This window comes from Pseudomonas sp. Arb-4-2C (genome assembly GCF_055755015.1).
In genome coordinates this window covers 1,312,511-1,338,953 of record NZ_CM146899.1, presented here as the reverse complement: position 1 = coordinate 1,338,953, position 26,443 = coordinate 1,312,511, and the positions used below count along the sequence as shown (strand labels likewise).

26 protein-coding genes are annotated in these 26,443 nt (G+C 61.1%); all 26 read right to left on the bottom strand.

Annotated elements, in window-relative coordinates:
- Nucleotides 1–13: 13 nt before the first annotated feature.
- Complete coding sequence (locus AC0J41_RS06070) at nucleotides 14–2,296, bottom strand: chemotaxis protein CheA (protein ID WP_473014854.1); 2,283 nt, start codon at nucleotides 2,294–2,296, stop codon at nucleotides 14–16.
- Nucleotides 2,297–2,350: 54 nt separating this feature from the next.
- Nucleotides 2,351–3,139, bottom strand: coding sequence for a protein phosphatase CheZ (locus AC0J41_RS06065; protein ID WP_025111925.1), 789 nt, complete (start codon nucleotides 3,137–3,139; stop codon nucleotides 2,351–2,353).
- An 18-nt stretch (nucleotides 3,140–3,157) separates the two neighbouring features.
- On the bottom strand, nucleotides 3,158–3,529 hold the full coding sequence (locus AC0J41_RS06060) for a chemotaxis response regulator CheY (RefSeq protein WP_003183998.1): 372 nt from the start codon (nucleotides 3,527–3,529) through the stop codon (nucleotides 3,158–3,160).
- A gap of 167 nt (nucleotides 3,530–3,696) precedes the next feature.
- Nucleotides 3,697–4,437, bottom strand: a complete 741-nt coding sequence (fliA, locus tag AC0J41_RS06055; RefSeq protein ID WP_473014853.1) for an RNA polymerase sigma factor FliA — start codon at nucleotides 4,435–4,437, stop codon at nucleotides 3,697–3,699.
- Nucleotides 4,434–5,264: a flagellar synthesis regulator FleN gene (fleN, locus tag AC0J41_RS06050; RefSeq protein ID WP_003222917.1), complete on the bottom strand. Its 831-nt coding sequence runs from the start codon at nucleotides 5,262–5,264 to the stop codon at nucleotides 4,434–4,436. The genes fliA and fleN overlap by 4 nt, the downstream gene beginning before the upstream one ends.
- A 113-nt stretch (nucleotides 5,265–5,377) precedes the next feature.
- The gene (gene flhF, locus AC0J41_RS06045) at nucleotides 5,378–6,718 is read right to left on the bottom strand and encodes a flagellar biosynthesis protein FlhF (RefSeq protein ID WP_025111926.1); all 1,341 of its coding nucleotides are present in this window, start codon (nucleotides 6,716–6,718) and stop codon (nucleotides 5,378–5,380) included.
- An 11-nt stretch (nucleotides 6,719–6,729) separates the two neighbouring features.
- Nucleotides 6,730–8,859 carry a flagellar biosynthesis protein FlhA gene (gene flhA / locus AC0J41_RS06040; RefSeq protein WP_025111927.1) on the bottom strand — a complete coding sequence of 710 codons (2,130 nt, stop codon included), beginning with the start codon at nucleotides 8,857–8,859 and terminating at the stop codon, nucleotides 6,730–6,732.
- 492 nt (nucleotides 8,860–9,351) lie between these two features.
- On the bottom strand, nucleotides 9,352–10,491 hold the full coding sequence (flhB, locus tag AC0J41_RS06035) for a flagellar biosynthesis protein FlhB (protein ID WP_473014852.1): 1,140 nt from the start codon (nucleotides 10,489–10,491) through the stop codon (nucleotides 9,352–9,354).
- 3 nt (nucleotides 10,492–10,494) lie between these two features.
- Complete coding sequence (gene fliR, locus AC0J41_RS06030) at nucleotides 10,495–11,280, bottom strand: flagellar biosynthetic protein FliR (protein ID WP_025111932.1); 786 nt, start codon at nucleotides 11,278–11,280, stop codon at nucleotides 10,495–10,497.
- A 3-nt stretch (nucleotides 11,281–11,283) separates the two neighbouring features.
- Nucleotides 11,284–11,553 carry a flagellar biosynthesis protein FliQ gene (gene fliQ, locus AC0J41_RS06025; protein ID WP_003222897.1) on the bottom strand — a complete coding sequence of 90 codons (270 nt, stop codon included), beginning with the start codon at nucleotides 11,551–11,553 and terminating at the stop codon, nucleotides 11,284–11,286.
- Nucleotides 11,550–12,308 carry a flagellar type III secretion system pore protein FliP gene (gene fliP / locus AC0J41_RS06020; RefSeq protein WP_003222895.1) on the bottom strand — a complete coding sequence of 253 codons (759 nt, stop codon included), beginning with the start codon at nucleotides 12,306–12,308 and terminating at the stop codon, nucleotides 11,550–11,552. Before fliP ends, fliQ begins: the two co-directional genes overlap by 4 nt.
- Nucleotides 12,308–12,757 carry a flagellar biosynthetic protein FliO gene (gene fliO / locus AC0J41_RS06015; protein ID WP_473014851.1) on the bottom strand — a complete coding sequence of 150 codons (450 nt, stop codon included), beginning with the start codon at nucleotides 12,755–12,757 and terminating at the stop codon, nucleotides 12,308–12,310. The genes fliP and fliO overlap by 1 nt, the downstream gene beginning before the upstream one ends.
- Nucleotides 12,758–13,213, bottom strand: a complete 456-nt coding sequence (fliN, locus tag AC0J41_RS06010) for a flagellar motor switch protein FliN (RefSeq protein ID WP_025111935.1) — start codon at nucleotides 13,211–13,213, stop codon at nucleotides 12,758–12,760.
- 56 nt (nucleotides 13,214–13,269) lie between these two features.
- A complete protein-coding gene (gene fliM / locus AC0J41_RS06005) occupies nucleotides 13,270–14,238 on the bottom strand; it encodes a flagellar motor switch protein FliM (RefSeq protein WP_003222890.1) in 969 nt (322 codons plus the stop codon).
- 9 nt (nucleotides 14,239–14,247) lie between these two features.
- The gene (fliL, locus tag AC0J41_RS06000) at nucleotides 14,248–14,751 is read right to left on the bottom strand and encodes a flagellar basal body-associated protein FliL (protein ID WP_007966247.1); all 504 of its coding nucleotides are present in this window, start codon (nucleotides 14,749–14,751) and stop codon (nucleotides 14,248–14,250) included.
- 214 nt (nucleotides 14,752–14,965) lie between these two features.
- Nucleotides 14,966–16,348 carry a flagellar hook-length control protein FliK gene (locus AC0J41_RS05995; protein WP_473014849.1) on the bottom strand — a complete coding sequence of 461 codons (1,383 nt, stop codon included), beginning with the start codon at nucleotides 16,346–16,348 and terminating at the stop codon, nucleotides 14,966–14,968.
- A 106-nt stretch (nucleotides 16,349–16,454) separates the two neighbouring features.
- Entirely contained in the window at nucleotides 16,455–16,802 is a 348-nt protein-coding gene (locus AC0J41_RS05990) for an Hpt domain-containing protein (RefSeq protein WP_473014848.1), read from the bottom strand.
- 30 nt (nucleotides 16,803–16,832) lie between these two features.
- The gene (locus AC0J41_RS05985) at nucleotides 16,833–18,536 is read right to left on the bottom strand and encodes an ATP-binding SpoIIE family protein phosphatase (RefSeq protein ID WP_473014847.1); all 1,704 of its coding nucleotides are present in this window, start codon (nucleotides 18,534–18,536) and stop codon (nucleotides 16,833–16,835) included.
- 5 nt (nucleotides 18,537–18,541) lie between these two features.
- A complete protein-coding gene (locus tag AC0J41_RS05980) occupies nucleotides 18,542–18,847 on the bottom strand; it encodes an STAS domain-containing protein (protein WP_473014846.1) in 306 nt (101 codons plus the stop codon).
- Between the two features lie 189 nt (nucleotides 18,848–19,036).
- A complete protein-coding gene (fliJ, locus tag AC0J41_RS05975; RefSeq protein WP_025111940.1) occupies nucleotides 19,037–19,486 on the bottom strand; it encodes a flagellar export protein FliJ in 450 nt (149 codons plus the stop codon).
- A gap of 6 nt (nucleotides 19,487–19,492) precedes the next feature.
- Complete coding sequence (fliI, locus tag AC0J41_RS05970) at nucleotides 19,493–20,851, bottom strand: flagellar protein export ATPase FliI (RefSeq protein ID WP_025111941.1); 1,359 nt, start codon at nucleotides 20,849–20,851, stop codon at nucleotides 19,493–19,495.
- Nucleotides 20,841–21,647 (bottom strand): flagellar assembly protein FliH, encoded by an 807-nt coding sequence (gene fliH, locus AC0J41_RS05965; RefSeq protein WP_473014845.1) that lies wholly within the window; start codon nucleotides 21,645–21,647, stop codon nucleotides 20,841–20,843. Before fliH ends, fliI begins: the two co-directional genes overlap by 11 nt.
- Before the next feature lie 4 nt (nucleotides 21,648–21,651).
- Nucleotides 21,652–22,671: a flagellar motor switch protein FliG gene (gene fliG, locus AC0J41_RS05960; protein WP_007920042.1), complete on the bottom strand. Its 1,020-nt coding sequence runs from the start codon at nucleotides 22,669–22,671 to the stop codon at nucleotides 21,652–21,654.
- Complete coding sequence (gene fliF / locus AC0J41_RS05955) at nucleotides 22,664–24,451, bottom strand: flagellar basal-body MS-ring/collar protein FliF (RefSeq protein ID WP_025111943.1); 1,788 nt, start codon at nucleotides 24,449–24,451, stop codon at nucleotides 22,664–22,666. Before fliF ends, fliG begins: the two co-directional genes overlap by 8 nt.
- Nucleotides 24,452–24,466: 15 nt before the next feature.
- Entirely contained in the window at nucleotides 24,467–24,796 is a 330-nt protein-coding gene (gene fliE / locus AC0J41_RS05950) for a flagellar hook-basal body complex protein FliE (RefSeq protein WP_025111944.1), read from the bottom strand.
- A gap of 252 nt (nucleotides 24,797–25,048) precedes the next feature.
- Nucleotides 25,049–26,440 carry a sigma-54-dependent transcriptional regulator gene (locus AC0J41_RS05945; RefSeq protein ID WP_473014844.1) on the bottom strand — a complete coding sequence of 464 codons (1,392 nt, stop codon included), beginning with the start codon at nucleotides 26,438–26,440 and terminating at the stop codon, nucleotides 25,049–25,051.
- Nucleotides 26,441–26,443: the final 3 nt, after the last annotated feature.

The window sequence follows — 26,443 nt, the reverse complement described above, 5'->3', positions numbered from 1 at the left end:
CGCTGCCCCGGATTCAAATACGCCGTGCGGCGTAACGCTTGAGCATGCTTGGAACATCGAGGATCAGAGCGATGCGGCCGTCACCGGTGATGGTGGCGCCGGACATTCCCGGAGTGCCCTGAAGCATTTTGCCCAATGGCTTGATAACCACTTCTTCCTGGCCGACCAGTTGATCGACAACGAAGCCGATCCGCTGGGTGCCCACCGAAAGGATCACCACGTGGCCTTCGCGCTGCTCTTCGTGAGCGGCAGAGCTGACCAGCCAGCGCTTGAGGTAGAACAATGGCAGCGCCTTGTCCCGCACGATCACCACTTCCTGACCGTCCACGACGTTGGTGGTCGACAGGTCGAGGTGGAAGATTTCGTTGACGTTGACCAACGGGAACGCAAACGCCTGATTGCCGAGCATCACCATCAGGGTCGGCATGATCGCAAGCGTCAGCGGCACCTTGATGACGATCTTCGAGCCCTGGCCCTTGGTCGAGTAGATGTTGATCGAACCGTTGAGCTGGGAAATCTTGGTCTTCACCACGTCCATGCCGACACCGCGGCCGGACACGTCGGAGATCTCGGTCTTGGTCGAGAAGCCCGGGGCAAAAATCAGGTTGTAGCACTCGGTATCGCTCAGGCGATCGGCCGCATCCTTGTCCATCACACCGCGTTTTACCGCGATCGAACGCAGGACGTTCGGGTCCATGCCTTTGCCGTCGTCGGAGATCGACAACAGAATGTGGTCGCCTTCCTGCTCGGCGGCCAGAACAACACGACCGCCACGGGCCTTGCCCGAGGCTTCACGTTCTTCCGGTGACTCGATGCCGTGGTCGACAGCGTTGCGCACCAAGTGGACCAGCGGGTCGGCCAGCGCCTCGACAAGGTTTTTGTCGAGGTCGGTTTCTTCACCCACCAGTTCCAGGTTGATCTCTTTCTTGAGCTGACGCGCGAGGTCGCGAACCAGACGCGGGAAGCGCCCGAAGACCTTCTTGATCGGCTGCATCCGGGTCTTCATCACCGCGGTCTGCAGGTCAGCTGTGACCACATCGAGGTTCGACACGGCCTTGGACATGGCTTCGTCGCCGCTGTTGAGACCCAGGCGCACCAGACGGTTACGCACCAGTACCAGCTCGCCAACCATGTTCATGATTTCGTCGAGACGCGCGGTGTCGACCCGCACGGTGGTCTCGGCTTCGCTCGCCGGTTTTTCCGCTGGCGGTGCAGCGGCGGCGCGGGCCGGAGCCGGGGCGGCAGCGGCAGCCGGTTTTGCAGCTTCGGCTTTCGGCTCAGGCTTGGGCGCAGCCTTCGGCGCAGCAGCCGGAGCAGCCGGTGCCTTGGCAGCTGGCGTCGAAACGGCAGCAGCGGTGCCTGTAGCGGCAGCGCCGACGTCGGTGAACTTGCCTTTGCCGTGCAACTCGTCGAGCAGCGATTCGAACTCGTGATCGCTGATCAAGTCGCTACCGGCCGCAGCAGCCACCGGAGCAGCAGGTGCAGCCGGTGCCGAGGCGATCGCCGACTCGAGTGCTTCAACGGCAAAGTTGCCCTTGCCGTGCAACTGGTCGAGCAGCGCTTCGAATTCGTCGTCGGTGATGTCGGAGCTGTCGCCCGCAGCCGGTGCCGCAGGAGCAGCCGCCGTCGGTGCAACGGCGTCCGCCGCGAACTGGCCTTTGCCGTGCAACTGATCGAGCAACGACTCGAATTCAGCGTCAGTGATTTCATCGCTGGCTGCCTCATTGGCAGTTTGCGCAGGTGCAGCAGCGGCCGGGGCTTCGGCTTCAGCCTTGACGGCGTTCAGCGAATCCAGCAGCTGTTCAAATTCGTTATCGGTGATGTCGCCCGAATCGCTCGAATCGCCTTCGACGACCAGCTCTTCGATCATCTCGGCCACCGGCGAAGCCGGAGCTTCGTCGGCCGATTGCGGCTCGGCCAGACGTGCCAGCGCGGCCAGCAGTTCCGGGGTGGCCGCCGTGATCGGTGCACGTTCACGGACTTCGCTGAACATGCTGTTCACCGCGTCCAGTGCTTCGAGGACAACGTCCATCAGTTCTGCATCAACGCGACGCTCACCCTTGCGCAGGATGTCGAACACGTTTTCGGCGATGTGACAGCACTCCACCAGCTCGTTGAGCTGAAGGAAGCCGGCGCCCCCTTTTACAGTGTGGAAACCGCGAAAAATTGCGTTGAGCAGATCTGCGTCATCCGGACGGCTTTCCAGCTCGACCAGTTGTTCGGACAGTTGCTCAAGAATCTCGCCGGCCTCAACCAGGAAATCCTGAAGGATCTCTTCATCGGCGCCGAAGCTCATTAATGGGGTGCTCCTACAGGTCTAAAAACCCAAAAAACCTAAAATTCCAAAACTCTAGAATCCAAGGCTGGATAACAAATCGTCCACATCGTCCTGACCGGACACAACGTCTTCTCGTTTATCGGCATGAATCTGCGGACCTTCACCCTGCGAGAGATGTTTTTGTGGATCTTTTTCTGCAAGCATCGCGGCGCGGTCGTGTTCGATGCCCGCAAAGCGGTCCACCTGACTGGCCATGAGGACGAGTTTGAGCAAATTGCTTTCGACTTCGGTGACCAGTTGGGTCACGCGCTTGATCACCTGACCGGTAAGGTCCTGGTAATCCTGAGCCAGCAGGATGTCGTTAAGGTTGCTCGACACCGCACGGTTGCCCGTGCTGCTGCGCGACAGAAAACCGTCGACCCGGCGCGCCAGCTCGCGGAACTCTTCGGCCCCGACCTCACGGCGCATGAAACGGCCCCAGTCGGTGCTCAGGGCCTGGGCTTCCTCAGCCAGACCATTGACGACCGGGGTGGCGCTTTCCACCAGATCCATGGTGCGGTTGGCCGCGGCTTCGGTCAGCTTGACCACATAGCCCAGGCGTTCGGTGGCGTCGGTGATTTGCGACACTTCCTCGGCCTGCGGCATGTGCGGATCGATCTGGAAGTTGACGATCGCACTGTGCAGTTCGCGTGTGAGCTTGCCCACTTCCTGATACAGGCCGCGGTCACGGGTCTGATTGAGCTCATGGATCAGTTGCACAGCGTCGCCGAACCTGCCTTTTTCAAGGCTCTCGACCAGTTCGACCGCGTGTTTTTTCAGGGTCGATTCGAAATCGCCCTGTGAAGATTCGTTATGCTCCATAGCTCCCCCGCGCGTTCATCAGCCGATGCGTTCGAAAATCTTCTCGATTTTTTCTTTCAGCGCCTGAGCCGTGAAAGGTTTGACCACGTAGCCGTTCACACCGGCCTGAGCGGCCTCGATGATCTGCTCGCGCTTGGCTTCTGCAGTCACCATCAGCACGGGCAGGTGCTTGAGTTTTTCATCGGCACGCACGTGGCGCAGCAGGTCGATACCGGTCATGCCCGGCATGTTCCAGTCCGTTACCAGAAAGTCGATGCTTCCGCTGTTGAGCACCGGAATGGCAGTCGTGCCATCGTCGGCCTCGACGGTGTTGGTGAACCCCAGATCACGCAGCAGGTTCTTGATGATCCGCCGCATCGTTGAGAAGTCATCAACGATGAGGATTTTCATGTTCTTGTCCAATTCGACCTCCAAGCAGTCTTAAACGCGCCCAGCACCTGGACGCGCCATTTCAATCAATCCGGCAAAGCACTCGATGACTGTCTGGAGCACAACAGAGCAAGACCGGTGCCGTTCATCACCGCACCAGCCTCGTTCGCAGTGTCCCCACACTGCCTTCAGCGCGCTCGCCACTCCCCCAAACGCCCCCGCAAGCGGGCCGCGCACTGGCTGTGTAACTGGCTGACCCGCGATTCACTGACGCCAAGGACTTCACCGATCTCCTTGAGGTTCAGCTCTTCGTCGTAGTACAGCGCCAACACCAGTCGCTCACGCTCCGGCAAATTGGCAATCGCGTCCGCCAGCGCGGCCTGGAAGCGTTCATCTTCCAGATCGCGTGACGGCTCAAGATGAGAACTGGCGCCATCCTCGTGCAGCCCTTCGTGTTCGCCGTCCTGCAACAGGTCGTCGAAACTGAACAGCCGGCTGCCCAGCGTGTCATTCAAAATCCCGTAGTAATCGTCGAGACTCAATTGGAGTTCGGCCGCAACCTCGTGATCTTTAGCATCACGGCCGGTTTTAGCTTCAATTGCCCGAATTGCGTCACTGACCATACGGGTGTTGCGGTGAACCGAGCGTGGCGCCCAATCACCTTTGCGCACTTCATCGAGCATCGCACCGCGGATTCGAATGCCCGCGTACGTTTCGAAACTGGCGCCCTTGCTGGCGTCATATTTGGTCGAGACTTCGAGCAGGCCGATCATCCCGGCCTGAATCAGATCTTCGACCTGCACACTCGCCGGCAAGCGCGCCAGCAGGTGATAGGCAATGCGCTTGACCAGTGGCGCGTAACGCTCGATCAACTCGTACTGCGCGTCACGTGCCGACTTCTTGTAGTAATTCATACCGCTGGCGGTCATAACACAGGCCCTGCCGTTTGCTGCACGAGGCGCTCGACGAAAAACTCAAGGTGACCGCGCGGGTTGGCAGGCAGCGGCCAGGTATCGACCTTCTGCGCGATCGCCTTGAACGCCAGCGCGCACTTGGAACGCGGAAAGGCTTCATAGACCGCTCGCTGCTTCTGCACTGCCTTGCGCACGCTTTCGTCGTACGGCACCGCGCCGACGTATTGTAAGGCGACATCGAGGAAGCGATCCGTGACCTTGGTCAACTTGGCGAACAGGTTGCGCCCTTCCTGCGGGCTCTGCGCCATGTTGGCGAGGACGCGGAAGCGGTTCATGCCGTAGTCGCGATTGAGCAGTTTGATCAACGCGTAGGCATCGGTGATCGAAGTCGGCTCGTCGCAGACCACCAGCAACACTTCCTGGGCTGCGCGGACAAAGCTGACTACCGAGTCACCAATGCCTGCAGCGGTGTCGATCACCAGCACATCGAGGTTGTCGCCGATGTCGCTGAAGGCCTGAATCAGACCGGCATGTTGCGCCGGACTCAGGTGAACCATGCTCTGGGTGCCGGAGGCGGCCGGCACGATGCGGATCCCGCCGGGACCTTGCAACAGCACGTCGCGCAGCTCGCAGCGACCTTCGATCACGTCGGCCAGGGTACGTTTGGGGGTCAGTCCCAGCAGAACGTCGACGTTCGCCAGCCCCAGGTCGGCGTCCAGCAGCATGACCCGACGGCCAAGCTCTGCCAACGCCAGAGACAAGTTCACTGACACGTTAGTCTTGCCGACGCCACCTTTGCCGCCGGTCACCGCGATCACCTGTACGGGATGCATGCTGCCCATGTTATTTCTTTACCTTGTCTTGCATAGACGGAGGCCACATTACTGGCTGCGCGTTCTCAACCGGAACAATGCATGGCAGACCATCGATGTAGGTACAAAAACGGTTCATTACCTCAGCCAACCTGCTTGGTCGGGCTGTGGTAGATATCAGCGAACATGTCAGCCATGGCTTCTTCGCTGGGTTCTTCCTGCATTTGCACGCTGACGGCGCGGCTGACCAGTTGATGGCGGCGCGGCAGATGCAGATCATCCGGAATCCGTGGGCCATCGGTCAGGTACGCGACCGGCAGTTCATGACTGATTGCCAGGCTCAACACTTCGCCCAGGCTTGCTGTCTCATCCAGTTTAGTCAGGATGCACCCGGCAAGCCCGCAACGCTTGTAACTGTGATAAGCGGCGGTTAGAACCTGTTTCTGGCTGGTGGTTGCCAGGACCAGATAATTTTTTGAACGGATGCCACGACCGGCCAGGCTTTCGAGCTGCATGCGCAGGGCCGGATCGCTGGCCTGCAGGCCGGCAGTATCGATCAGCACCACGCGCTTGCGCAGCAGTGGATCCAGCGCCTGAACCAGCGACTGGCCCGGATCAACGTGCGTCACCGGCACGTTGAGAATCCGGCCCAGGGTCTTGAGTTGTTCCTGAGCGCCGATGCGGAAGCTGTCCATGCTGACCAGCGCCACATTCTGCGCGCCGTACTTGAGCACGTAGCGCGCGGCGAGCTTGGCCAGGGTGGTGGTCTTGCCCATGCCGGCCGGGCCGACCATGGCAATCACTCCACCCTCTTCCAGCGGCTCGACTTCCGGTACGGCAATCATCCGCGCCAGATGTGCGAGCAGCATGCGCCAGGCCTGACGAGGCTCTTCGATGTCGGTGATCATTGCCAGCAGGTCGCGCGACAACGGGCCGGACAGACCGATACGTTGCAGACGGCGATACAGGTTGGCTTGCGCCGGACGGCTGCCTTGCAGTTGATTCCAGGCCAGGGTGCCGAGCTGCACTTCCATCAGCTCGCGCAGGCTGTTCAATTCAAAACGCATCGAATCCAGTGCACGCGGGTCAATCCCGCCGGAGGACTGCGCAGGCGCCGGGGCCGGGCGCGCCGGGGCGGCGTAAGTCGGTTCGCTCAACGGCTCGGCAGCGGTCAGCGGCAGACCGGCCGTCAACGGCAGACCGGCGAACAACTGGCGATTGGTGTTGCCGTCGGCTTCGCCACGCAGGCTCAGCTCGGCCTGGGCGGTAACGATGCGCGACTGGGTCTTGCGCAGCTCGTCCTCAAGTTCCATGTTCGGAACCCGTGGCGCCAGCGCCGACAATTTGTAATCCAGCGCCGCCGTTAGCTCGACGCCGCCGGCAATGCGGCGGTTGCCAATGATGGCGGCATCAGCGCCCAGCTCATCACGAACCAGCTTCATGGCCTGACGCATATCGGCGGCGAAAAAACGCTTAACTTGCATAAACCACTACCTCAGCCGTTGGGCCCTACTGTCGCAACGATGGTCACTTGCTTGTTGTCCGGAATTTCCTGGTAGGCCAGCACGTGCAGCCCCGGGACGGCGAGGCGGCCGAAACGCGAGAGCATCGCGCGTATCGGGCCTGCTACCAACAGGATCACCGGTTGACCTTGCATTTCCTGGCGCTGCGCCGCTTCGATGAGCGAACGCTGCAGCTTCTCGGCCATGCTTGGCTCCAGCAGAACGCCCTCTTCCGAGCCTTGTCCTGCCTTCTGCAGACTATTGAGCAATATTTGTTCCAACCTTGGTTCCAGGGTGATCACAGGCAGCTCGGAGTCAGTGCCTACAATGCTTTGGACGATGGCGCGGGATACGCCGACGCGGACTGCGGCCACCAAGGCGGCGGTATCTTGACTCTTGGCGGCGTTGTTGGCGATGGCCTCGGCGATGCTGCGGATGTCGCGCACCGGCACGTGTTCGGCCAGCAGCGCCTGCAGCACTTTGAGCAACTGCGACAGTGAAACCACGCCCGGCACCAACTCTTCAGCCAGTTTCGGCGAGCTTTTGGCCAGCAATTGCATGAGTTGCTGCACTTCTTCGTGGCCGATCAGTTCACTGGAGTGCTTGTACAGAATCTGGTTCAAGTGGGTCGCGACCACGGTACTGGCATCGACCACGGTGTAACCGAGCGATTGCGCCTGGGCGCGCTGACTGACTTCGATCCACACCGCCTCCAGGCCAAAAGCCGGATCTTTGGCGGTAATGCCGTTGAGCGTGCCGTAGACCTGCCCCGGGTTGATCGCCAGTTCGCGGTCCGGGTAGATCTCGGCTTCGGCCAGGATCACCCCCATCAGGGTCAGGCGATAAGCGCTCGGCGCCAGATCGAGGTTGTCGCGGATGTGCACGGTCGGCATCAGGAAGCCCAGATCCTGCGAGAGCTTCTTGCGCACGCCCTTGATCCGCGCCAGCAACTGCCCGCCCTGATTGCGATCCACCAGCGGGATCAGGCGATAGCCGACTTCCAGGCCGATCATGTCGATCGGGGTCACGTCATCCCAGCCCAGCTCCTTGGTTTCCATGGCGCGGGCCGGCGACGGCAGCAGTTCCTGCTGACGCTGAACCTCTTGCAGCGCCTGAACCTTGGCCACGTTCTGTTTTTTCCAGAACAGGTACGCGCCACCGGCAGCCAGCGCCGCCATGCTCAGGAACGAAAAATGCGGCATGCCCGGCACCAGGCCCATGACCGCCATCAGACCTGCCGCCACCGCCAAGGCTTTTGGCGAAGCGAACATCTGCCGATTGATCTGTTTGCCCATGTCTTCCGAACCGGAAGCACGGGTCACCATGATCGCCGCCGCTGTCGATAACAACAGTGATGGCAATTGCGCCACCAAACCGTCACCGATGGTCAGCAAGGCGTAAACCTTGCCGGCGTCGGCGAACGACATGTTGTGCTGGAAGATACCGACGGCCATGCCGCCGATGAGGTTGATGAACAGAATCAGCAGACCGGCGATGGCGTCACCACGGACGAACTTGCTGGCACCGTCCATCGAACCGTAGAACTCGGCCTCTTGGGCAACTTCCTGACGGCGCAGCTTCGCCTGGTTCTGGTCGATCAGGCCGGCGTTGAGGTCGGCGTCGATGGCCATTTGTTTGCCAGGCATCGCATCGAGGGTGAAGCGCGCGCTCACCTCGGAAATCCGCCCGGCACCCTTGGTCACCACGACGAAGTTGATGATCATCAGGATCGCGAAGACCACGATACCGACCACGTAGTTACCGCCGATCACCACCTCACCGAAGGCCTGGATCACCTTACCGGCAGCGGCGTGGCCGTCCTGACCGTGGAGCATCACCACCCGCGTCGACGCCACGTTCAACGCCAGCCGCAGCAGCGTCGCCACCAGCAGGATCGTCGGGAACACCGCGAAATCCAGCGGCCGCAGCGCATACACGCAGACCAGCAGGACGACAATCGACAGGGCGATGTTGAAGGTGAAGAACACGTCGAGCAGGAACGGCGGCACCGGCAGCATCATCATCGCCAGCATGACCAGCAGCAACAACGGCACGCCCAGATTGCCTCGACTGAGGTCGGCAATGTTCGAGCGTGCGCTGTTGATTAACTGAGAGCGATCCACCGGTTTTCCCCGTTCCTTTAAAGCAAACTTTTGACGCCCAAAGCAGGCGCACGGCGGCTACTGCAAGAAGCCTTCCAACTTTTGCCAATGATTGAAACAGAAGGGTTTATCGGGAAAATTCCAGCGCCTGGACTGACGCTTTCGCGAGCAAGCCCGCTCCCACAGGGGATCTGTGTGATACCCCAACTCTGTATTCACCGAAGATCGAATGTGGGAGCGGGCTTGCTCCCTTACAGGCGCGCGAAATCACCCCGCAATCAAACGGCAAAAAGAAGGCAAGCACACCTGTCAGAGGTTACAGGTCACGCCCGCTTTCAGATCGAAGGCATCAGTCTTGGAATTTATCGGGAAAATGTCGGCGCCTGGAATGACGCATTCGCGAGCAAGCCCGCTCCCACAGGGGATCTGTGTGATACCCCAATTCTGTATTCACCGAAGATTGAATGTGGGAGCGGGCTTGCTCGCGAAGAGGCCATCAGCCACACCGCAGGATCAGGAATCGCGACGCAGATCCGGCGGGATCGGCAAGTCGTCCTTGAGCGGATCCGGGCGTTTGCCCTTGCCGGCGCGGTACTGGCGGATCTGGTAGACATAGGCCAGGACCTGGGCAACCGCGAGGTACAGGCCGCCGGGGATTTCCTGATCCAGTTCAGTGGAGTAGTAGATCGAGCGCGCCAGCCCCGGCGATTCGAGGAGCATGACATTGTTGGCGACGGCGATTTCGCGGATCTTCAGCGCGAGGAAGTCGCTGCCCTTGGCCAGCAACACCGGCGCCCCGCCCTTCTCCGAGTCGTACTTGAGCGCGACGGCGTAGTGGGTCGGGTTGGTGATGACCACGTCGGCGTCGGGAATCGCCGCCATCATCCGCCGCTGCGACATTTCGCGCTGGGTCTGACGAATGCGCTGCTTGACCTCCGGACGACCTTCCTGATCCTTGTGCTCGTCGCGCACTTCCTGCTTGGTCATCAGCAGTTTCTTGTGGCTTTCCCAGAGCTGCACCGGCACATCGACCGCGGCGATGATGATCAGACCGCAAGCCAGCCACAGCGAACTCCAGCCCACCAGCGTCACGCTATGAATGATCGCCTGCTCAAGCGGCTCGTGGGCGATACGCAGGAAATCGTCGATGTCGGACGACAACACCATCAGTGCCACGAACAAGGTGATGATGAACTTGGCCAGCGCCTTGAGCAGCTCGATCACCGCCTTCATCGAGAACATGCGCTTGAGGCCCGCACCCGGGTTCATCCGGCTGAATTTCGGTGCCATGGAGCCGGCCGCGAACAGCCAGCCACCAAGGGAAATCGGCCCGATCAGCGCGGCCAGCAACAGCGTGATCATGACCGGCTGGATCGCGACCAGCGCGATCTTGCCCGAGACCAGCAAGAACGCGCCCATGGACTTTTCATCCATGATCACTTCCCGCGACAGCGAGAAATTCAGCCGCATCACGTCCATCAGTTCTTGCGCCAGCATACCGCCAAATATCAGCAGGCCACCGGCACCGGCAAGCATCACCGCCAGGGTGTTGAGCTCTTTGGAACGAGCAATCTCACCCTTCTCACGGGAGTCCTTTTTACGTTTCTCCGTGGGGTCTTCTGTTTTGTCCTGACCGCTTTCGCTCTCAGCCATGACTCAGCGCGCTCGTGCCAGTTCGCGTAACAACTGCAGGGCCTCGGAGGCCAGCGGTTGATACTGATTGAGAATGTCCGCCAGGCCGACCCAGACAATGAACAGGCCAAGCACCAGGGTCAGCGGAAAACCGATGGAGAAGATGTTCAGTTGCGGCGCCGCACGTGTCATCACGCCAAACGCGATGTTGACCACCAGCAGTGCGGTAACCGCCGGCAACACCAGCAACAACGCCGCGCCCAATACCCAGCCGAGCTTGCCGGCCAGCTCCCAGTACTGCGCCGTCATCAACCCGCCGCCCACCGGCAGCGTGGTGAAGCTCTCGGTAAGCACCTCGAAGACCACCAGATGGCCGTTCATCGACAGGAACAGCAAGGTCACCAGCATGGTGAAGAACTGGCCGATTACCGCCACCGAGACGCCGTTGGCCGGGTCGACCATCGAGGCGAAGCCCATGCCCATCTGGATCGCGACAATCTGCCCGGCCACGGCAAAGGCCTGGAAAAACAGCTGCAGGGAAAACCCGAGCACCGCGCCGACCAGAATCTGCTCGGCGATCAGCAACCAGCCACTGAGAGCAAGCGGACTGACCTCCGGCATCGGCGGCAGGCCCGGGGCAATACACACGGTGATTGCCACGGCGAAATACAGACGTATCCGGCGCGACACCAGCGTGGTGCCGAACACCGGCATCACCATCAGCATCGACGCGACGCGAAACAGCGGCAACATGAACGATGCCACCCAGGTACTGATCTGGGTGTCGGTCAGCTGAAGCAGTGATTGCATGGCTCAGCCGATGACCATCGGAATGTTCTTGTAGAGCTGGATGATGTATTCCATGAACGTCTGCACCAGCCATGGGCCGGCAACGATCAGGGTCACCAGCATCACCAGCAGACGCGGCAGGAAGCTCAGGGTCTGTTCGTTGATCTGCGTCGCGGCCTGGAACATCGCCACCAGCAGGCCGACCAGCAGGCTCGGCACGACGAGGATTGCGACCATCATCGTGGTCAGCCACAGCGCTTCACGAAAGATATCGACCGCAACTTCCGGCGTCATGGCGAAACACCTCCGAAGCTACTGGCCAGGGTGCCGATAATCAGCGCCCAGCCATCCACCAGCACGAACAGCATGATCTTGAACGGCAGGGAAATGATCAGCGGCGACAGCATCATCATACCCATCGCCATCAGCACACTGGCCACGACCAGGTCGATGATCAGGAACGGAATGAAGATCATGAAGCCGATCTGAAACGCAGTTTTAAGCTCGGACGTGACGAATGCCGGCACCAGAATGGTCAGCGGCGCCTGATCCGGGGTGGCGATGTCGGTGCGCTTGGACAGGCGCATGAACAACTCCAGATCGCTGGTGCGGGTCTGCGCGAGCATGAAGTCCTTGATTGGCACCTGAGCCTTTTCCACGGCCTGCTGCGCGGTGAGTTTTTCCGCCAGATACGGCTGCAGCGCATCGTTGTTCACCCGATCGAACACCGGGGCCATGATGAACATGGTCAGGAACAGCGCCATGCCGGTGAGGATCTGGTTCGATGGCGTCTGCTGCAGACCCAGGGCCTGACGCAGGATCGAGAAGACGATGATGATCCGGGTGAAACTGGTCATCAGGATCACGGCCGCCGGAATGAAGCTCAGGGCGGTCATGATCAGCAGGATCTGCAGGCTGACCGAATACTCCTGCGCGCCGTCGGCGTTGGTGCCCAGCGTGATCGCCGGGATCGACAACGGATCGGCGGCGAACGCCAGCGGCGCGGCCAGCATCAGGGCCAGCGTCAAGACGATGCGTAGCGCACCCATTACTTCTTATCCTTCTGATCCTTGCCGAGAATCTTCAGCAGATGCTGGGCAAATTCCGGGGTCGCTTTCTCGCTGGTGCTCGGCACCTGCACCGGCTCCTTGAGCACATGCAGCGCGGTGATGGTGCCAGGGCTGAGCCCCAACAGAATCTGTTCGTTGCCGACCTGCACCAGCATCAGCCGGTCGCGCGGGCCAAGTGCGCGGGACCCGATCAGCTCGATCACCTGGCCCTTGCCCGCAGGGCCGGCCTGCTGCACCCGGCGCAACAGCCAGGCGAGGAAGAAGATCAACCCGAGTACCAGCAACAAGCCGAAGACCAGTTGTGTCAGTTGCCCGGCCACACCACTGCCGACCGCCGGCGCGGCATTCGCAGCAGCAGTCGTGGCGGCCGGTTCGGCGGCCAGCACACTCAATGGCAGCGCCAGCAGCGCCCAGAGAAAGCGCTTCACTCAGCGCAGCTTCTTGATGCGTTCGCTTGGGCTGATCACGTCGGTCAGGCGGATGCCGAACTTCTCGTTGACCACCACCACTTCGCCGTGTGCGATCAGCGTGCCGTTGACCAGCACGTCCAGTGGCTCACCCGCCAGGCGATCAAGCTCGATCACCGAACCCTGGTTGAGTTGCAGCAGGTTGCGAATGTTGATGTCGGTGCTGCCCACTTCCATCGAGATCGATACCGGGATGTCGAGGATCACGTCCAGGTTCGGACCGTCCAGCGTCACCGGATCGTTGTTCTTCGGCACGCTGCCGAACTCTTCCATCGGCAGACGGTTGGAGCTGGCGGCGCCGGCGTCAGCGGCCAGCAGCGCGTCGATGTCAGCCTGGCCGTCACCGGTCTCTTCCAGGGCAGCAGCCCATTCGTCAGCCAGTGCCTGATCGTCCTGGGCGTTCATATCGTCGTTCATCATTTGTCCTCGGCGGGCAACAATTCAGTTAAATGCGTGGGGGTGAGAGCGCCGCTTCAGCGACGCTCGATCGGCTCGATCACTTGCAACGCGAGGTTGCCTTTGTGCGAGCCCATCTTGACCTTGAAGGCCGGTACGCCGTTGGCGCGCATGATCATGTCTTCCGGCATCTCGACCGGGATCACATCCCCCGGCTGCATGTGCAGGATGTCGCGCAGCTTCAACTGACGGCGGGCCACGGTGGCACCGATCGGTACGTCGACATCGAGCACGTCCTGACGCAGGGCATTGACCCAGCGCTCGTCCTGATCGTCGAGGTCCGACTGAAAACCGGCGTCGAGCATCTCGCGCACCGGTTCGATCATCGAGTACGGCATGGTCACGTGCAGATCGCCGCCACCGCCGTCGAGTTCGATGTGGAATGTCGATACGACAATCGCTTCGCTCGGGCCGACGATGTTGGCCATGGCCGGGTTCACTTCCGAGTTGATGTACTCGAAATTGACTTCCATGATTGCCTGCCAGGCTTCCTTCAAATCGACGAAGGCCTGTTCCAGCACCATGCGCACCACGCGCAGCTCGGTCGGGGTGAATTCACGGCCTTCGATCTTGGCGTGACGACCGTCGCCGCCGAAGAAGTTGTCCACCAGCTTGAACACCAGTTTGGCGTCGAGGATGAACAGCGCAGTGCCGCGCAGCGGTTTGATCTTGACCAGGTTGAGGCTGGTCGGCACGTACAGCGAGTGCACGTATTCGCCGAACTTCATCACCTGTACGCCACCGACGGCAACGTCCGCCGAACGGCGCAGCATGTTGAACATGCTGATGCGGGTGTAACGGGCAAAACGCTCGTTGATCATTTCCAGGGTCGGCATGCGTCCACGGACGATGCGATCCTGACTGGTCAGGTCGTAGCTTTTGACACTGCCGGGTTCGGCAGCGTTATCGGTCTGTACCAGACCATCGTCGACGCCATGCAACAGCGCATCGATTTCATCCTGGGACAGCAGATCCTGCACGGCCATGTCGTGTTCCTACTGCAGTACGAAATTAGTGAAAAGCAACTGTTCGATCACCACTTTGCCCAGCTCTTTCTGCGCCACTTCCTGGACGCTGGCCGTGGCCTTCTGGCGCAACATCTCCTGCCCGACCGGCGTCGCCAATGTGGCGAAATCCTGACCGGAGAAGAGCATCACCAGGTTGTTGCGGATCACCGGCATGTGCACTTTGAGCGCCTCCAGATCGGCCTGGTTACGCGCCAGCATGGTGATACTCACCTGCATGTAGCGCTGACGGCCGTTCTGGTTGTAGTTGGCGACAAACGCTGGCGCCATCGGCTCGAAGATCGCCGGTTGCTTGCCGACCGGAGTGGCCTCGGCCGCTGCGGCAGGCTTGCTCTGAGCACTGTGCATGAAGTACCAGGTCGCGCCCACGGAAACACCGATCGCCAGCAGCAGAGCCACCACGATCAGGATGATCATCTTGAGTTTGCCTTTGGTCGCGGGGTCTTTTACAGCTGCTGCTTCGCTCTTCGCCATGCCAATAATCCGTCACTAATCGGGTTTTCACAGTCGCACGGCAAGGCAAGAGCAAGTGTTATGCCAGAAGTGTCGAAGAGCGGAATTGGGTAGCACCCCATAACCAATGTGGGAGCGAGCCTGCTCGCGAAAGCGATTTAACATTCAACATTGATGTCGACTGTCATGACGCATTCGCGAGCAGGCTCGCTCCCACAAGGGGTGTTGCGTTGTATCAGGCGTAATAGTCGACGGCGCTGGAGCCAATCACGCTGGTGGTTTGCGCAGCGGCTTCAGCCACCGCCGCCGGGGTCAGCTCTTCTTCCGCCGAATCCAGACGCCCGCCAGCGGCACTGGTGCGGCCACTCTGACCTTGCTGCGCCTGCTCCTGGCCCTGCTGACCCTGCCAGCCACGGCTCTGGTCAGAGACGTTGACGTTGACCTGGCCCATGCCCTGCTGGGTGAACATGTCACGCAGGCGATGCATCTGGCCGTCGAGGGCTTCACGCACGCTTGGGTGCGCGCTCATGAACGTCACCTGGGTCTGCTGGTCCGGCACCATGTTCACGCGGATGTCCAGACGTCCGAGTTCCGCCGGTTGCAGCTGAATATCGGCGGCCTTCAGATTGGCGCTCGACAGGTACATGACGCGGTTGACGATTTCTTCGGTCCAGCCGCTCTGGTGCATGGCGATCGGCTGGTTCACCGGCACCGCGTTCGCGGTTTTCGGGGTGGCCGCCTGGGTCAGCGCCGCCAGACGGTTGGCGAAATCATCGACACGGGTGTCGCTGGTAGCAGACTTGAGATCTTTGAGGCCATCGTCGATCAGGCCGCTGAAGGCTTTCTCACCGCTCTGACTGGTGCTGTCTTTGTCGGCCTGCACATCGAGCATAGTGGCCATGCCAGCGGCAAAGGTCTGCGCCGAAGTCAATTCACTGTCGGCCTGAGTCTGGGCCGGCGCGGCTTTGGGCTGGGACTGGCTGGCGGCAGAAATATGCCCGCCCTGCTCCATCGCCATACGCACCGCCGGCAGCGAGTCGAGAGGATCGGCTGCCGGGTCGAAAGCGCTGTCGGTGGGGGCCGCCGGGTCTTTGACCACCGCTGGCGCAACGGTAGCGGCCACGACCGGTGTTTCTGTTTTGGTCGGCGCCGGGGTTTCAGCGACCGGGGTTGGCGCTACGGGCGTGGCCACCAGCGGTTGCACGGTTTGCGCCAGCGCCGGATCCAGTGCCGGATCCACCGGGGTGGTGTCTGTCACCGGAGTCTGTGCGGAATCTGCAGCTGCGTCGTCGCTGGCCGCCTGATCATCGGACGTCGTCGACGCCGTCTTGTCGGCAGGCAAGGCATTGCCGCTATCGGCAACGGTCTGTTGCGCGGCGGCAGACGACGACGTGTCGGCATCCTTTTTATCGCTGTTGTCAGCGACTTTGTCGCGCGCCGGTTTCAACGAATTGTCAGCACTGGCGAGGGTCTTTTTCGGGCCTTGATCGGCGAATACCTGAGCGAAGCTTGAGGCCTTGTCCCCGGTATCTGCGGCCATTGCCGGCACTTTGGCAGCGGCGGCTTGCGCCTTGGCCTGGGCGGCAGATTGAAGAAGAACATTGGGGGTCGCAGGCATGACACGGTCTCCGCTGCACTGGGATCGTAGGTACAGTTGAAGGGGATTATTGCAAGTGTCGGGCCAGATTCGTCCGGCGCTTGCGAAAAGCGCCGGACGGCAGGATTCAATGGGTCAGTGCGTGCTGGCGCTCGTCCTCGTAAACCGGACGGACATCGGCGAACTCGCTGCTGATGTCAGCCACCAGCTCTACGATTTCGGTTGGACTCTTGTCCCTGGCGTCCGACTCCAGCGTCTGGCAAAGCGTCGCCAGGCGAACCGCGCCCATGTTGCTGGCGCTGCCCTTGAAACTATGGGCAAGCTCCGCCAACACCTTGGCATCGGCGGTCTTTTGCAATTGATGCAAGCGACTTTCAGAATCGGTCAGGAAGGTATCCAGCAAATCCGGATAGCTGTCCTCCATGACTTCGCGCAACGCATCGAGTACTTCGCGATCCACATGTTTGTCAGTCACTTGTTCACTCCTTGATCAAGAATTCGCGAATTATGCCTTAACCTCCCAGAAAAACTCCACGCAAGCACTGCGACCTTCGTCCGACCAACTGGCGTTATGCCCCAATTGCCGGATCAAACTGACACCACGGCCCGACAGGCGGACACCGTCAAGCGGCCGTTCCATCACTCGCGTCACGTCAAAACCCTTGCCGCTGTCCTCGACGCGGATAACCAGACAGCCACCGCTGCCTTGCGGACGCACCTGCAGGTGTACGCGCACATAACCGTCCTGCAAGGCCTCCAGCCGTTCATTGCGCTGCTCGTAGTAGCGAGCGAATCCACTGGCATCGCGCTTGAGGCTGGAATCCAGACCCAGCACGCCATGCTCCAGCGCATTGGAATACAGCTCCGCGAGCACGCTGTAGATCGCGCCGCCTTGCGTGCGCAAACCGTGCACTTCCAGCAACAATTGCAGCAAGTACGGCAAGGGATTGAAGCGTTTGAGCGTGGCACCGCGAAACTCGAAGCTGACTGACCAGTCCAGCGGACACGATTGGCCGCTGTCGGAATAGACCGGCGCCGACGGCACCACCTGCGCCGCCTCCAGCAGGCTGATCTCGACCATGCTCACATCGTCACGAGGCTCACCGCGAAACTCGCGCAAGGCCTGATCGATCTCGGCAAACAGGTTGTCCGGCTCACGGTTGGCGGCAAACAGTTGCTGCAAGCGCTCGACACCGAACAACTGGTCATCGGCATCCGTGGTGTCGATCACTCCGTCCGAGAGCAGGAATACCCGGTCACCCACGGCCAGGGTCTGCACCTCGGTGCGATCATCAAACGCTTGCGGGCTGAGCACGCCCAGCGGCAAATGCCGCGCCGGCAGCGGCACGCGCTCCCCGCTGGCGATCCGGTGCAGATAACCGTCAGGCATGCCACCGTTCCACACCTCCACCGAACGCCGCTGAAAACTCAGGCAGAGCATGGTCGCGCAGCAGAACATGTCCACCGGCAAGATGCGCTTGAGCTTGGCGTTCATCTCGCGCAGGGTTTCGGCCAGACCGTAACCCTTGGCAGTCATGCCATAAAACACTTCGGCCAAGGGCATCGCCCCCACCGCAGCCGGCAAGCCGTGACCGGTGAAATCGCCGAGCAACACATGCATGTCGCCGGCCGGGGTGTACGCCGCCAACAGCAGATCGCCGTTGAACAACGCATAGGGTGATTGCAGGTAACGAATGTTAGGGGCACTGAGGCAACCCGAGTGCGCGACCTTGTCGAACACCGCTTTGGCCACGCGCTGTTCGTTGAGCAGGTAATCATGATGCCTGGCGATCAGGTCGCGCTGCTGCAGCACCGTGGCCTGCAAGCGGCGCAAGCGATCCATCGCCTTGATTTTGGCGGCGAGGATCACCTGGTTGTAGGGCTTCGCCAGAAAGTCGTCGCCACCGGCCTCCAGGCAACGGGCCAGCGCCTCACTTTCAGTGAGCGACGTCAGGAAGATGATCGGCACCAGGGTTTCCCCTGCCAGCGCCTTGATCTGCCGCGCCGCTTCGAAGCCATCCATCACCGGCATCATTGCGTCCATCAGCACCAGATGCGGTGGCTGGAGCCGGAACACCTCCAACGCTTCGGCGCCATTGGCCGCCGTCAGTACCTCATGCCCCTGACGGCGGACGATGGTCGACAACAGCAACCGATCGGCGGCGCTGTCTTCGGCGATCAGGATCGTCAGCGGCTCTTGCGCCTGCATGGCCGTCAACTGATGTCGAAGAGTTTGTCGAAGTTGGAGATGGCGAGGATCTTGCGCACATCGGAGTTGCTGTTGACCACCCGCACATCCGAATTGTCGCCGCCGGCGTGATCGCGCAGCAGGAGCAGCATGCCCAGTGCCGAGCTGTCGAGGTAGGTGGCTTCTTTCAGATCGACCACGATGGAGTCGGGCGTTGGTTCCAGTCGCTCATAGGCCTCGCGAAACTCCTGATGGCGCCCAAAATCGAACCGCCCCCTGACCGAAATCGTCAGTTTTTGACCATCCGGAGAGACTTCTGTAACGACTGACATTGACTGGCTTCCTTGTCATTGACGAACGTGTACAAGGTTTAGCACTTGGACAGGTTTGGGGCAAGGTGCGACGCAGATCTACTGCGGGAGCGGGCTTGCTCGCGAATGCAATCGGTCAGTTGACTGAGCTGTTGAGTGACACGACGCCTTCGCGAACACGCTCGCTCCCACAGGGTTTAGCCGCGCTGCTTAGAAGGGTTCATGTCGCGGCAAGCGCTGCGACAATTCGTCCAGCAACTTCTGTTCGCGCTTGTCTTCGAGGCGTTGCGCCTCTTCGCGGTAGCGCTGCACCAGTTTGCGCAAGCCTTCGACCTTGGCAAACGCCTGCTGCCAGGCGTCCCGCGCCTTGACCAGGTTGTTCTGGTGCCAGACCAGACTCTGGCGCTGCTGGTCAATGGCGGTGTCCAGTTGTGCCAGAAAGCCGTGATAACCAAGCAGCCATTGCCCGGACACGCCGTCGCTGCCGCGCACGATCCACTGCTCCTGGTAATCCAGACGAAAGGCGTCGAGGTCGGCGAGTTTGCTTTCAGCCACTTTGACCTGACCCTGAAAGTAGCCCAGACGCTGCACGGCAGTTTTTTCGGCCTGCTCGGCCATGTCCACTACCGGCGCCAGGCGTGCGGCGCGACTCACGGCCATGGCCGGTTACCCGCCTGCCGCAGGCGCGAACAGGGTTTCCAGATAAGCCTGGCTTTCGCCCATGTTGATCTTGTCGTTCAGCCCCTGCCGCTGGTAGCGGGTCAGTTGTGGCTGCAGCGAGATCGCCAGGTCAGTTTCGCGGTCGCCACCGGCCACATAGGCACCGACACTGATCAGGTCGCGACTCTGCTGGTAGCGCGACCACAGTTGCTTGAAGTACTGCGCACGCTGCATGTGTTCCGCCGAGACCACGGCCGGCATCACCCGGCTGATCGAGGCTTCGATATCGATGGCCGGGTAGTGACCTTCCTCGGCCAGACGCCGGGACAACACGATGTGGCCATCAAGCACGCCCCGCGCCGAGTCGGCAATCGGGTCCTGCTGGTCATCGCCTTCGGACAACACGGTGTAGAACGCAGTGATCGACCCCCCGCCCTTCTCCGCATTACCGGCGCGCTCCACCAGTTTCGGCAGTTTGGCGAACACCGAGGGCGGATAGCCCTTGGTCGCCGGCGGTTCGCCAATGGCCAGCGCAATTTCGCGCTGAGCCTGGGCGAAACGGGTCAGCGAATCCATCAACAGCAGGACGTTCTTGCCCTTGTCGCGGAAATACTCGGCAATTCGCGTGCAATACATTGCCGCGCGTAGTCGCATCAGCGGCGCATCGTCCGCTGGCGAGGCGACCACTACCGAACGCTTGAGGCCTTCTTCACCGAGAATGTGCTCGATGAACTCTTTGACTTCTCGGCCCCGCTCACCAATCAGGCCAACGACGATGATGTCGGCCTCGGTGAAGCGGGTCATCATGCCCAGCAGCACCGACTTCCCGACACCGGTACCGGCGAACAGACCCAGACGCTGACCGCGCCCAACCGTCAGCAACCCGTTGATGCAACGGATGCCGACGTCCAGCGGTTCGTGGATCGGGTCGCGGTTGAGCGGGTTGATCGTCGGGCCGTCCATCGGCACCCAGTCCTCGGCTTTCATCCCGCCCTTGCCGTCCAGCGCGCGTCCGGCGCCGTCGAGCACACGACCGAGCATGCTCATGCCCATCGGCAACCGACCGGTTTCAGCCAGCGGCACCACGCGGGCACCCGGGGCAATGCCGGCGACGCTGCCGACCGGCATCAGGAATACTTTGCTGCCGGAAAAACCCATGACTTCCGCTTCCACCTGGGAGGGGTGATAGCTGTCGTCGTTGATCACCAGGCAGCGCGTGCCCATGGCGGCGCGCAGGCCTTCGGCTTCGAGGGTCAGGCCGACCATGCGCAGCAGGCGGCCTTCGAGAATCGGCGCGCCGGCCATTTCAGTGGCCTCGGCGTAGCTGCTCAGGCGCTTGGCGAAACTGGTGCGTTCAAGGCGCATCGGGGGTGTCCGCGAGCGGCTCGTCAGGGGTGGCGGCCGATTTGGCTTCTTCGGGCAGGTCCAGGCTCAGATCCGGCGCGGCCGGGTGCAAGGCCTGTTCGTGCAACTGGTCGAACAGCTTGTCCATGACCTGGGTGACCCGGGTTTCGATGCTCGCATCGATACGGCTGTGCGCGGTTTCAACCCGGCAACCACCGGGCATCAGCGCTTCATCCTCGACGATGCGCCAGGATTCTTCGTGACGCTCGCGCAAGGCCTTGGCCTGCTCGAAATCCTGCGGATTGACGTACAGACGCACGTTGTCCACGCCCAGCGGCAACAGCTTGAGCGCGTCACGCATGACGTGTTCGATCTGGCTGGAGTCGATGGCCAGTTCGCGCTTGATCACCTGTTTGGTGATGTGTTGCACGAGGTTGACCAGCGACTTTTCGATCTGTGTGTCCTGCTCAGCGATCGGCTCGAACAGGTGCGTCATCAGTTGCTCGAGGCTGGCCAATTTCGCCGCCAGCGCCACTTCGGCTTCCTGACGCACCTTGAGCGTGGCGCTGTGAAAACCTTCTTTCTCGCCGATGCCAAAGCCCTCGTTGTAAGCCTCCTGACGGATGCTTTCGAGTTCTTCCAGAGTCAGTGGCTGGACTTCCTCCAGCGGCACTTCTTCCATTTCCGGCGGTTCGGGCTCCGGTTCCGGCTCGGGTTCCGGTTTCGGCGGATCGAAGCTGGGCAGTTCCCAGGATTCGAAACCACGGACATCGCGGGCGCGGATCAGATCCGTCACTGACTCGTCATGCTTGTCCATGGGCTTAGATCATTTCCTCGCCACCCTTGCCACCGAGCACGATTTCGCCGGCTTCGGCCATACGACGGGCAATGGTGAGGATTTCTTTCTGCGCGGTTTCCACGTCGCTGACGCGCACCGGGCCTTTGGCCTCGAGGTCGTCGCGCAACAGTTCGGCCGCACGCTTGGACATGTTCTTGAAGATCTTTTCCTTGACGCCTTCGTCCGACCCCTTGAGGGCCAGCACCAGCACATCGGACGACACTTCGCGCAACAGCGCCTGGATACCGCGGTCGTCGACGTCGGCGAGGTTGTTGAACACGAACATGAGGTCTTCGATCTGACCGGACAGGTCTTCGTCGACTTCGCGGATCGAGTCCATGAGCTGGCCTTCGATCGAGCTGTCGAGGAAGTTCATGATGTCCGCCGCACGCTTGATGCCACCCAGGGTGGTGCGCGAGGCATTCGAGTTGCCGGAGAACTGCTTCTCGAGAATCTGGTTCAGCTCTTTCAGTGCTGCCGGTTGCACGGTGTTCAACGACGAGACGCGCAGGATGATATCCAGACGCACCTTGTGGTCGAAGTTGCCGAGCACTTCACCGGCCTGATCCGGGTCGAGGTACGCGACCACGATGGCCTGGATCTGCGGGTGTTCGTAACGGATCACGTCGGCAACGGCGCGCGGTTCCATCCATTTCAGGCTGTCGAGGCCGCTGGTGTTGCCACCGAGCAGGATACGGTCGATCAGGCCGTTGGCCTTGTCTTCACCCAGGGCCTGGGTGAGCATTTTGCGCACATAGTCGTCGGAGCCGACCCCCAGGCTGGTCTGATCGCCGACAATGTCGACGAACTCGCTCATGACCTGCTCGACCTGCTCGCGATGGACGTTGCCCATCTGGGCCATGGCCACACCGACACGCTGAACCTCTTTGGGGCCCATGTGGCGCAGCACTTGGGCTGCATCGGTCGAACCCAGGGACAGCAGCAGAATCGCGGCTTTGTCGACCTTGTTCAGTTTGACGGTTGCGGCTCGGTTATCACTCATCTGCGTTAATCCACTCTTTCACGACCTGAGCCACGCGACCCGGATCTTCAGCCACCAGACTCTTGATTGCATTCAGCTGTGCGTCATAACCCTCGCTCGGGCTAGGCAACAGAATGCTCTGCGGACCACCGAGGCTCACGCGATCGTTGGCCAGTTCGCCGTCCAGGCCGCCCATGCCACCGAGTTCCACGTCGCTGCCAAGACCGGCCAGCTCCTTGCCTTTGCCGCCACCGGTGATGTTGTTCAACACCGGACGCAGCACACCAAACACCAGCACCAGGATGAACAACACACCCAGCACTTGTTTGACGATGTCCCAGAACCATGGCTGGGAGTAGAACGGAATATCGGCGACCACTTCACCGCGCTCGGCGGAGAACGGCATGTTGATCACGCTGACGCTGTCGCCACGGCTGGCATCAAAGCCGACGGCGTCCTGCACCAGACGGGTGAAGCGCGCCAGTTCATCGGCGCTCCACGGCGCGCGGGTGGTTTCACCGTTGGCCGCATTGACCTTGACCTGATCGTCAACCACCACCGACACCGACAGACGATTCAGGCGACCCTGCTGCTGTTTGGTGTGGCTGATGGAACGGTCGAGCTCGAAGTTCTTGGTGGATTGTTGACGCTTGTCCGCCGGGTACGGCGCGAGCATCGGCTGGCCGGTGGCCGGGTCCATGATCTGCTGACCGTTGGCATCAACCAGTGGCTGACCTGGTTGAATCATGCCGGTGGAAGCCTGCGCGCCACCAGTGGTTTGCGGTGCCGAAGCTGGCGCCGGCGGCTGGTTGCTCAGGGCACCCGGCACACCTTGCGGGCCATTGCTGGCGGTGCGTTGCTCGTTCACCGACTGCTCGCTGCGCAACGCCGGCTGGTCCGGGTTGAACTGCTCGGCGGTCGATTCGACGGCGTTGAAATCGATGTCGGCCGAAACCTCAGCCTTGTAGCGATCGTTGCCCAGTACCGGTTGCAGAATGTTGTGCACGCGCTGGGTGAGCATGCTTTCCATGCGACGGCTGTAATCAAACTGCTTGCCGGCCATGGTCATTTCGGAGTTTTCCGCCTGATCGGAGAGCAGGTTGCCCTTCTGATCGACGACGGTGATCTGCGATTTGCTCAGCTCAGGAACGGAGGTGGCCACCAGGTTGATGATCGCGATCACCTGACCCGGCTCCAGCGAACGCCCGGAGTACAGCTCGACCAATACCGAGGCACTTGGCTTGCGCTCATCACGCACGAACACCGAACTCTTCGGAATCGCCAGGTGCACGCGGGCACCCTTGACGTTGTTCAGGCTGGAGATGGTGCGCGCCAGTTCGCCTTCCAGACCACGACGGTAGCGGGTCGCTTCCATGAACTGGCTGGTGCCCAGCCCCTGTTCCTTGTCGAGGATTTCGAAACCGATGTTGCCGTCGCTGGGAGTGACACCAGCGGCAGCGAGTTTCATCCGCGCACGGGACAGATCGTCGGCCTTGACCAGCAAGGCGCCGGAGTTCGGCTCGACGGTGTAGGGAATGTCGGCGGAGGCCAGAGTGTCCATGACCTGCTTGGCGTCCATGCCGGCAAGGCTGCCGTACAACGGACGGTAATCCGGCTGCTGCGACCACAGCACCACGGCAAAGCCAATCGCCACGCTCGCAGCCAGGCCGACCAACAGGCCCACCTGACGCAACATGGTCATCTCGGAGAGGTTTTCCAGGAAGGACAGGCCGAACAGCGGCGGTTTGCCGTCTGTCGGGGTGGCCTTGGCCGGAACGTTATCGGCGACTGCTTCTGCCATGACTCAATCTCGTCCTTAAACCGGCATCTGCATGATGTCTTGATAAGCCTGAACCAGCTTGTTGCGCACCTGGGTCAGAGCCTGGAACGACACGCTGGCTTTCTGCGAGGCAACCATCACGTCGGTCAGATCGACGCCGCTCTTGCCGATTTCAAATGCATTGGCCAACTGAGTCGACGCCTGCTGGGTATCGCTGACTTTGTTGATGGCCTGACCGAGCATGTCGGAAAAGCTGCTGCCTGCCAGTTCAGGGACGGCGGCAGTCGATTTCGGCGTGGCCATGGCGTCCATTTTCATGGCCTTCATGTCCATCATCAACCGATTAAATTCAATACCTTGGCTCATGGTCTACTCTCTTGGGCGGCCCGCAATTTTTTGACACTCACTCGGCGGGTACACAGGTGTTAGCAACAAGGGTGCCAGCTCGGCTGATCTTGTTTCACAAATGCCGCTGTGGGCTGTGCGCGAACTCGGGATCACCGCAAAACAACTGCGGGAGTGGGCTCGCTCCCGAAGGCGGCGTGTCATTCAACAATGATGTGACAGAGCCGACCTCTTCGGGAGCAAGCCCCCTCCCACCGTTATTCGCGTCAACTTTCAGGTGGCGAACAGATACCCTTCGACATCCATCCCGGCATCGCGCATTTGCGCCAGCTTGTAACGCAGGGTTCGCGGACTGATACCGAGTTTTTCCGCGGCCTCCTTGCGCCGGCCACGCTCGGTACGCAGGGTGTCGATGATCATCTGAAACTCCCGGCGCCGCAGGTCATCGCCCAGCGCACCGGCGGATTCGGCCTCGACTTCGATCTCGCGCACCAACGCTTGCACTGGCGCAATGACCGGCGCAGCGGCGTAAGTCACCGCACCCGTCAGACAGAAATCCTGCGGCTGGATCAACCCGCCCTGCTGCAGAATCAGTGCACGCTGAATCGCGTTATCCAGCTCGCGTACGTTGCCCGGCCACGGGTAATTCGTCAGACACGCCTGCGCTTCCCGCGAAAGTTTCGCCGTCGCATGCTTCATTTTATTGACGTGTTTGTTCAGCAACCGCTCAGCCAGCGGCAGGATATCGGCAGTGCGCTCGCGAAGTGGACGCCAGGCCAGCGGGAAAACCGACAGACGGTAGAAAAGATCCTCACGGAAGCGCCCCGCCGCCACTTCGCCGGCCAGATCACGGTTGGTGGTAGCGACCACACGGATGTCCAGGATGATCGGCTTGCGCGCGCCGACGCGCTCGACTTCGCGCTCCTGCAAGACCCGCAGCAACTTGGCTTGCAGGCTCAGGGGCATTTCGGAAATTTCGTCGAGCAGAATGGTGCCGCCATCGGCCTGTTCGAACTTGCCAGCCTGCGCCGCGATCGCGCCAGTGAACGAGCCTTTCTCGTGACCGAACAGCGTGGCTTCGAGCATGTTGTCGGGAATCGCCGCACAGTTGATCGCGATGAACGGCTGACTGGCACGATGGGAATGCTGGTGGATGTAGCGCGCCAGCACTTCCTTGCCCGTGCCGGATTCGCCGGAGATCAGCACCGTGGAATCACTGCGGGCAACGCGCGCCGCCAACTCCAGCAACTGCGCACTGGCCGGTTCGACCGCCACTGGACCTTCAGTTTCAGCAATGCTGATACTGCCCAAGGCATGCCGCGAAACGAGATCCAGCAGCGCCTTTGGCTCGAACGGCTTGACCAGATAATCCGCCGCGCCCTGACGCATCGCATCCACCGCGCGCTCGACCGCGCCATGCGCTGTCATCAGCAGTACCGGCAATTGCGGCTGCCGGGCACGCAGCAATCCCAGCAATTGATGGCCATCCATGCCGGGCATGTTGACGTCGCTGACCACCAGACTGAACGCTTCGCGCTCGACCGCTTTCAACGCCTCTTCGGCGCTGCCGACTGCCTGGTAGTCGTGGCCTGCCAGCAACAGCGTATCGGCCAGCGCTTCGCGCAACGAGCGGTCATCCTCGACCAGCAAAACCTTGATGCCCATGAC

Bases quoted from the DNA above. Each gene is read 5' to 3' on its own strand.
- AC0J41_RS05985 (WP_473014847.1), bottom strand. From the start codon at position 18,536: ATGCAGGCGCAAGAGCCGCTGACGATCCTGATCGCCGAAGACAGCGCC.
- fliM (WP_003222890.1), bottom strand. From the start codon at position 14,238: ATGGCCGTGCAGGATCTGCTGTCCCAGGATGAAATCGATGCGCTGTTG.
- fliE (WP_025111944.1), bottom strand. From the start codon at position 24,796: ATGAGCCAAGGTATTGAATTTAATCGGTTGATGATGGACATGAAGGCC.
- fliI (WP_025111941.1), bottom strand. From the start codon at position 20,851: ATGCGCCTTGAACGCACCAGTTTCGCCAAGCGCCTGAGCAGCTACGCC.
- AC0J41_RS06070 (WP_473014854.1), bottom strand. From the start codon at position 2,296: ATGAGCTTCGGCGCCGATGAAGAGATCCTTCAGGATTTCCTGGTTGAG.
- AC0J41_RS05945 (WP_473014844.1), bottom strand. From the start codon at position 26,440: ATGGGCATCAAGGTTTTGCTGGTCGAGGATGACCGCTCGTTGCGCGAA.
- fliL (WP_007966247.1), bottom strand. From the start codon at position 14,751: ATGGCGAAGAGCGAAGCAGCAGCTGTAAAAGACCCCGCGACCAAAGGC.
- fliG (WP_007920042.1), bottom strand. From the start codon at position 22,671: ATGAGTGATAACCGAGCCGCAACCGTCAAACTGAACAAGGTCGACAAA.
- fliN (WP_025111935.1), bottom strand. From the start codon at position 13,213: ATGAACGACGATATGAACGCCCAGGACGATCAGGCACTGGCTGACGAA.
- fliP (WP_003222895.1), bottom strand. From the start codon at position 12,308: ATGGGTGCGCTACGCATCGTCTTGACGCTGGCCCTGATGCTGGCCGCG.
- fliF (WP_025111943.1), bottom strand. From the start codon at position 24,451: ATGGCAGAAGCAGTCGCCGATAACGTTCCGGCCAAGGCCACCCCGACA.
- fliR (WP_025111932.1), bottom strand. From the start codon at position 11,280: ATGCAATCACTGCTTCAGCTGACCGACACCCAGATCAGTACCTGGGTG.
- fliA (WP_473014853.1), bottom strand. From the start codon at position 4,437: ATGACCGCCAGCGGTATGAATTACTACAAGAAGTCGGCACGTGACGCG.
- flhB (WP_473014852.1), bottom strand. From the start codon at position 10,491: ATGGCTGAGAGCGAAAGCGGTCAGGACAAAACAGAAGACCCCACGGAG.
- flhF (WP_025111926.1), bottom strand. From the start codon at position 6,718: ATGCAAGTTAAGCGTTTTTTCGCCGCCGATATGCGTCAGGCCATGAAG.
- AC0J41_RS06065 (WP_025111925.1), bottom strand. From the start codon at position 3,139: ATGGAGCATAACGAATCTTCACAGGGCGATTTCGAATCGACCCTGAAA.
- fliJ (WP_025111940.1), bottom strand. From the start codon at position 19,486: ATGGCCGTGAGTCGCGCCGCACGCCTGGCGCCGGTAGTGGACATGGCC.
- AC0J41_RS05980 (WP_473014846.1), bottom strand. From the start codon at position 18,847: ATGTCAGTCGTTACAGAAGTCTCTCCGGATGGTCAAAAACTGACGATT.
- fliH (WP_473014845.1), bottom strand. From the start codon at position 21,647: ATGGACAAGCATGACGAGTCAGTGACGGATCTGATCCGCGCCCGCGAT.
- AC0J41_RS06060 (WP_003183998.1), bottom strand. From the start codon at position 3,529: ATGAAAATCCTCATCGTTGATGACTTCTCAACGATGCGGCGGATCATC.
- fleN (WP_003222917.1), bottom strand. From the start codon at position 5,264: ATGGGCAGCATGCATCCCGTACAGGTGATCGCGGTGACCGGCGGCAAA.
- fliQ (WP_003222897.1), bottom strand. From the start codon at position 11,553: ATGACGCCGGAAGTTGCGGTCGATATCTTTCGTGAAGCGCTGTGGCTG.
- AC0J41_RS05995 (WP_473014849.1), bottom strand. From the start codon at position 16,348: ATGCCTGCGACCCCCAATGTTCTTCTTCAATCTGCCGCCCAGGCCAAG.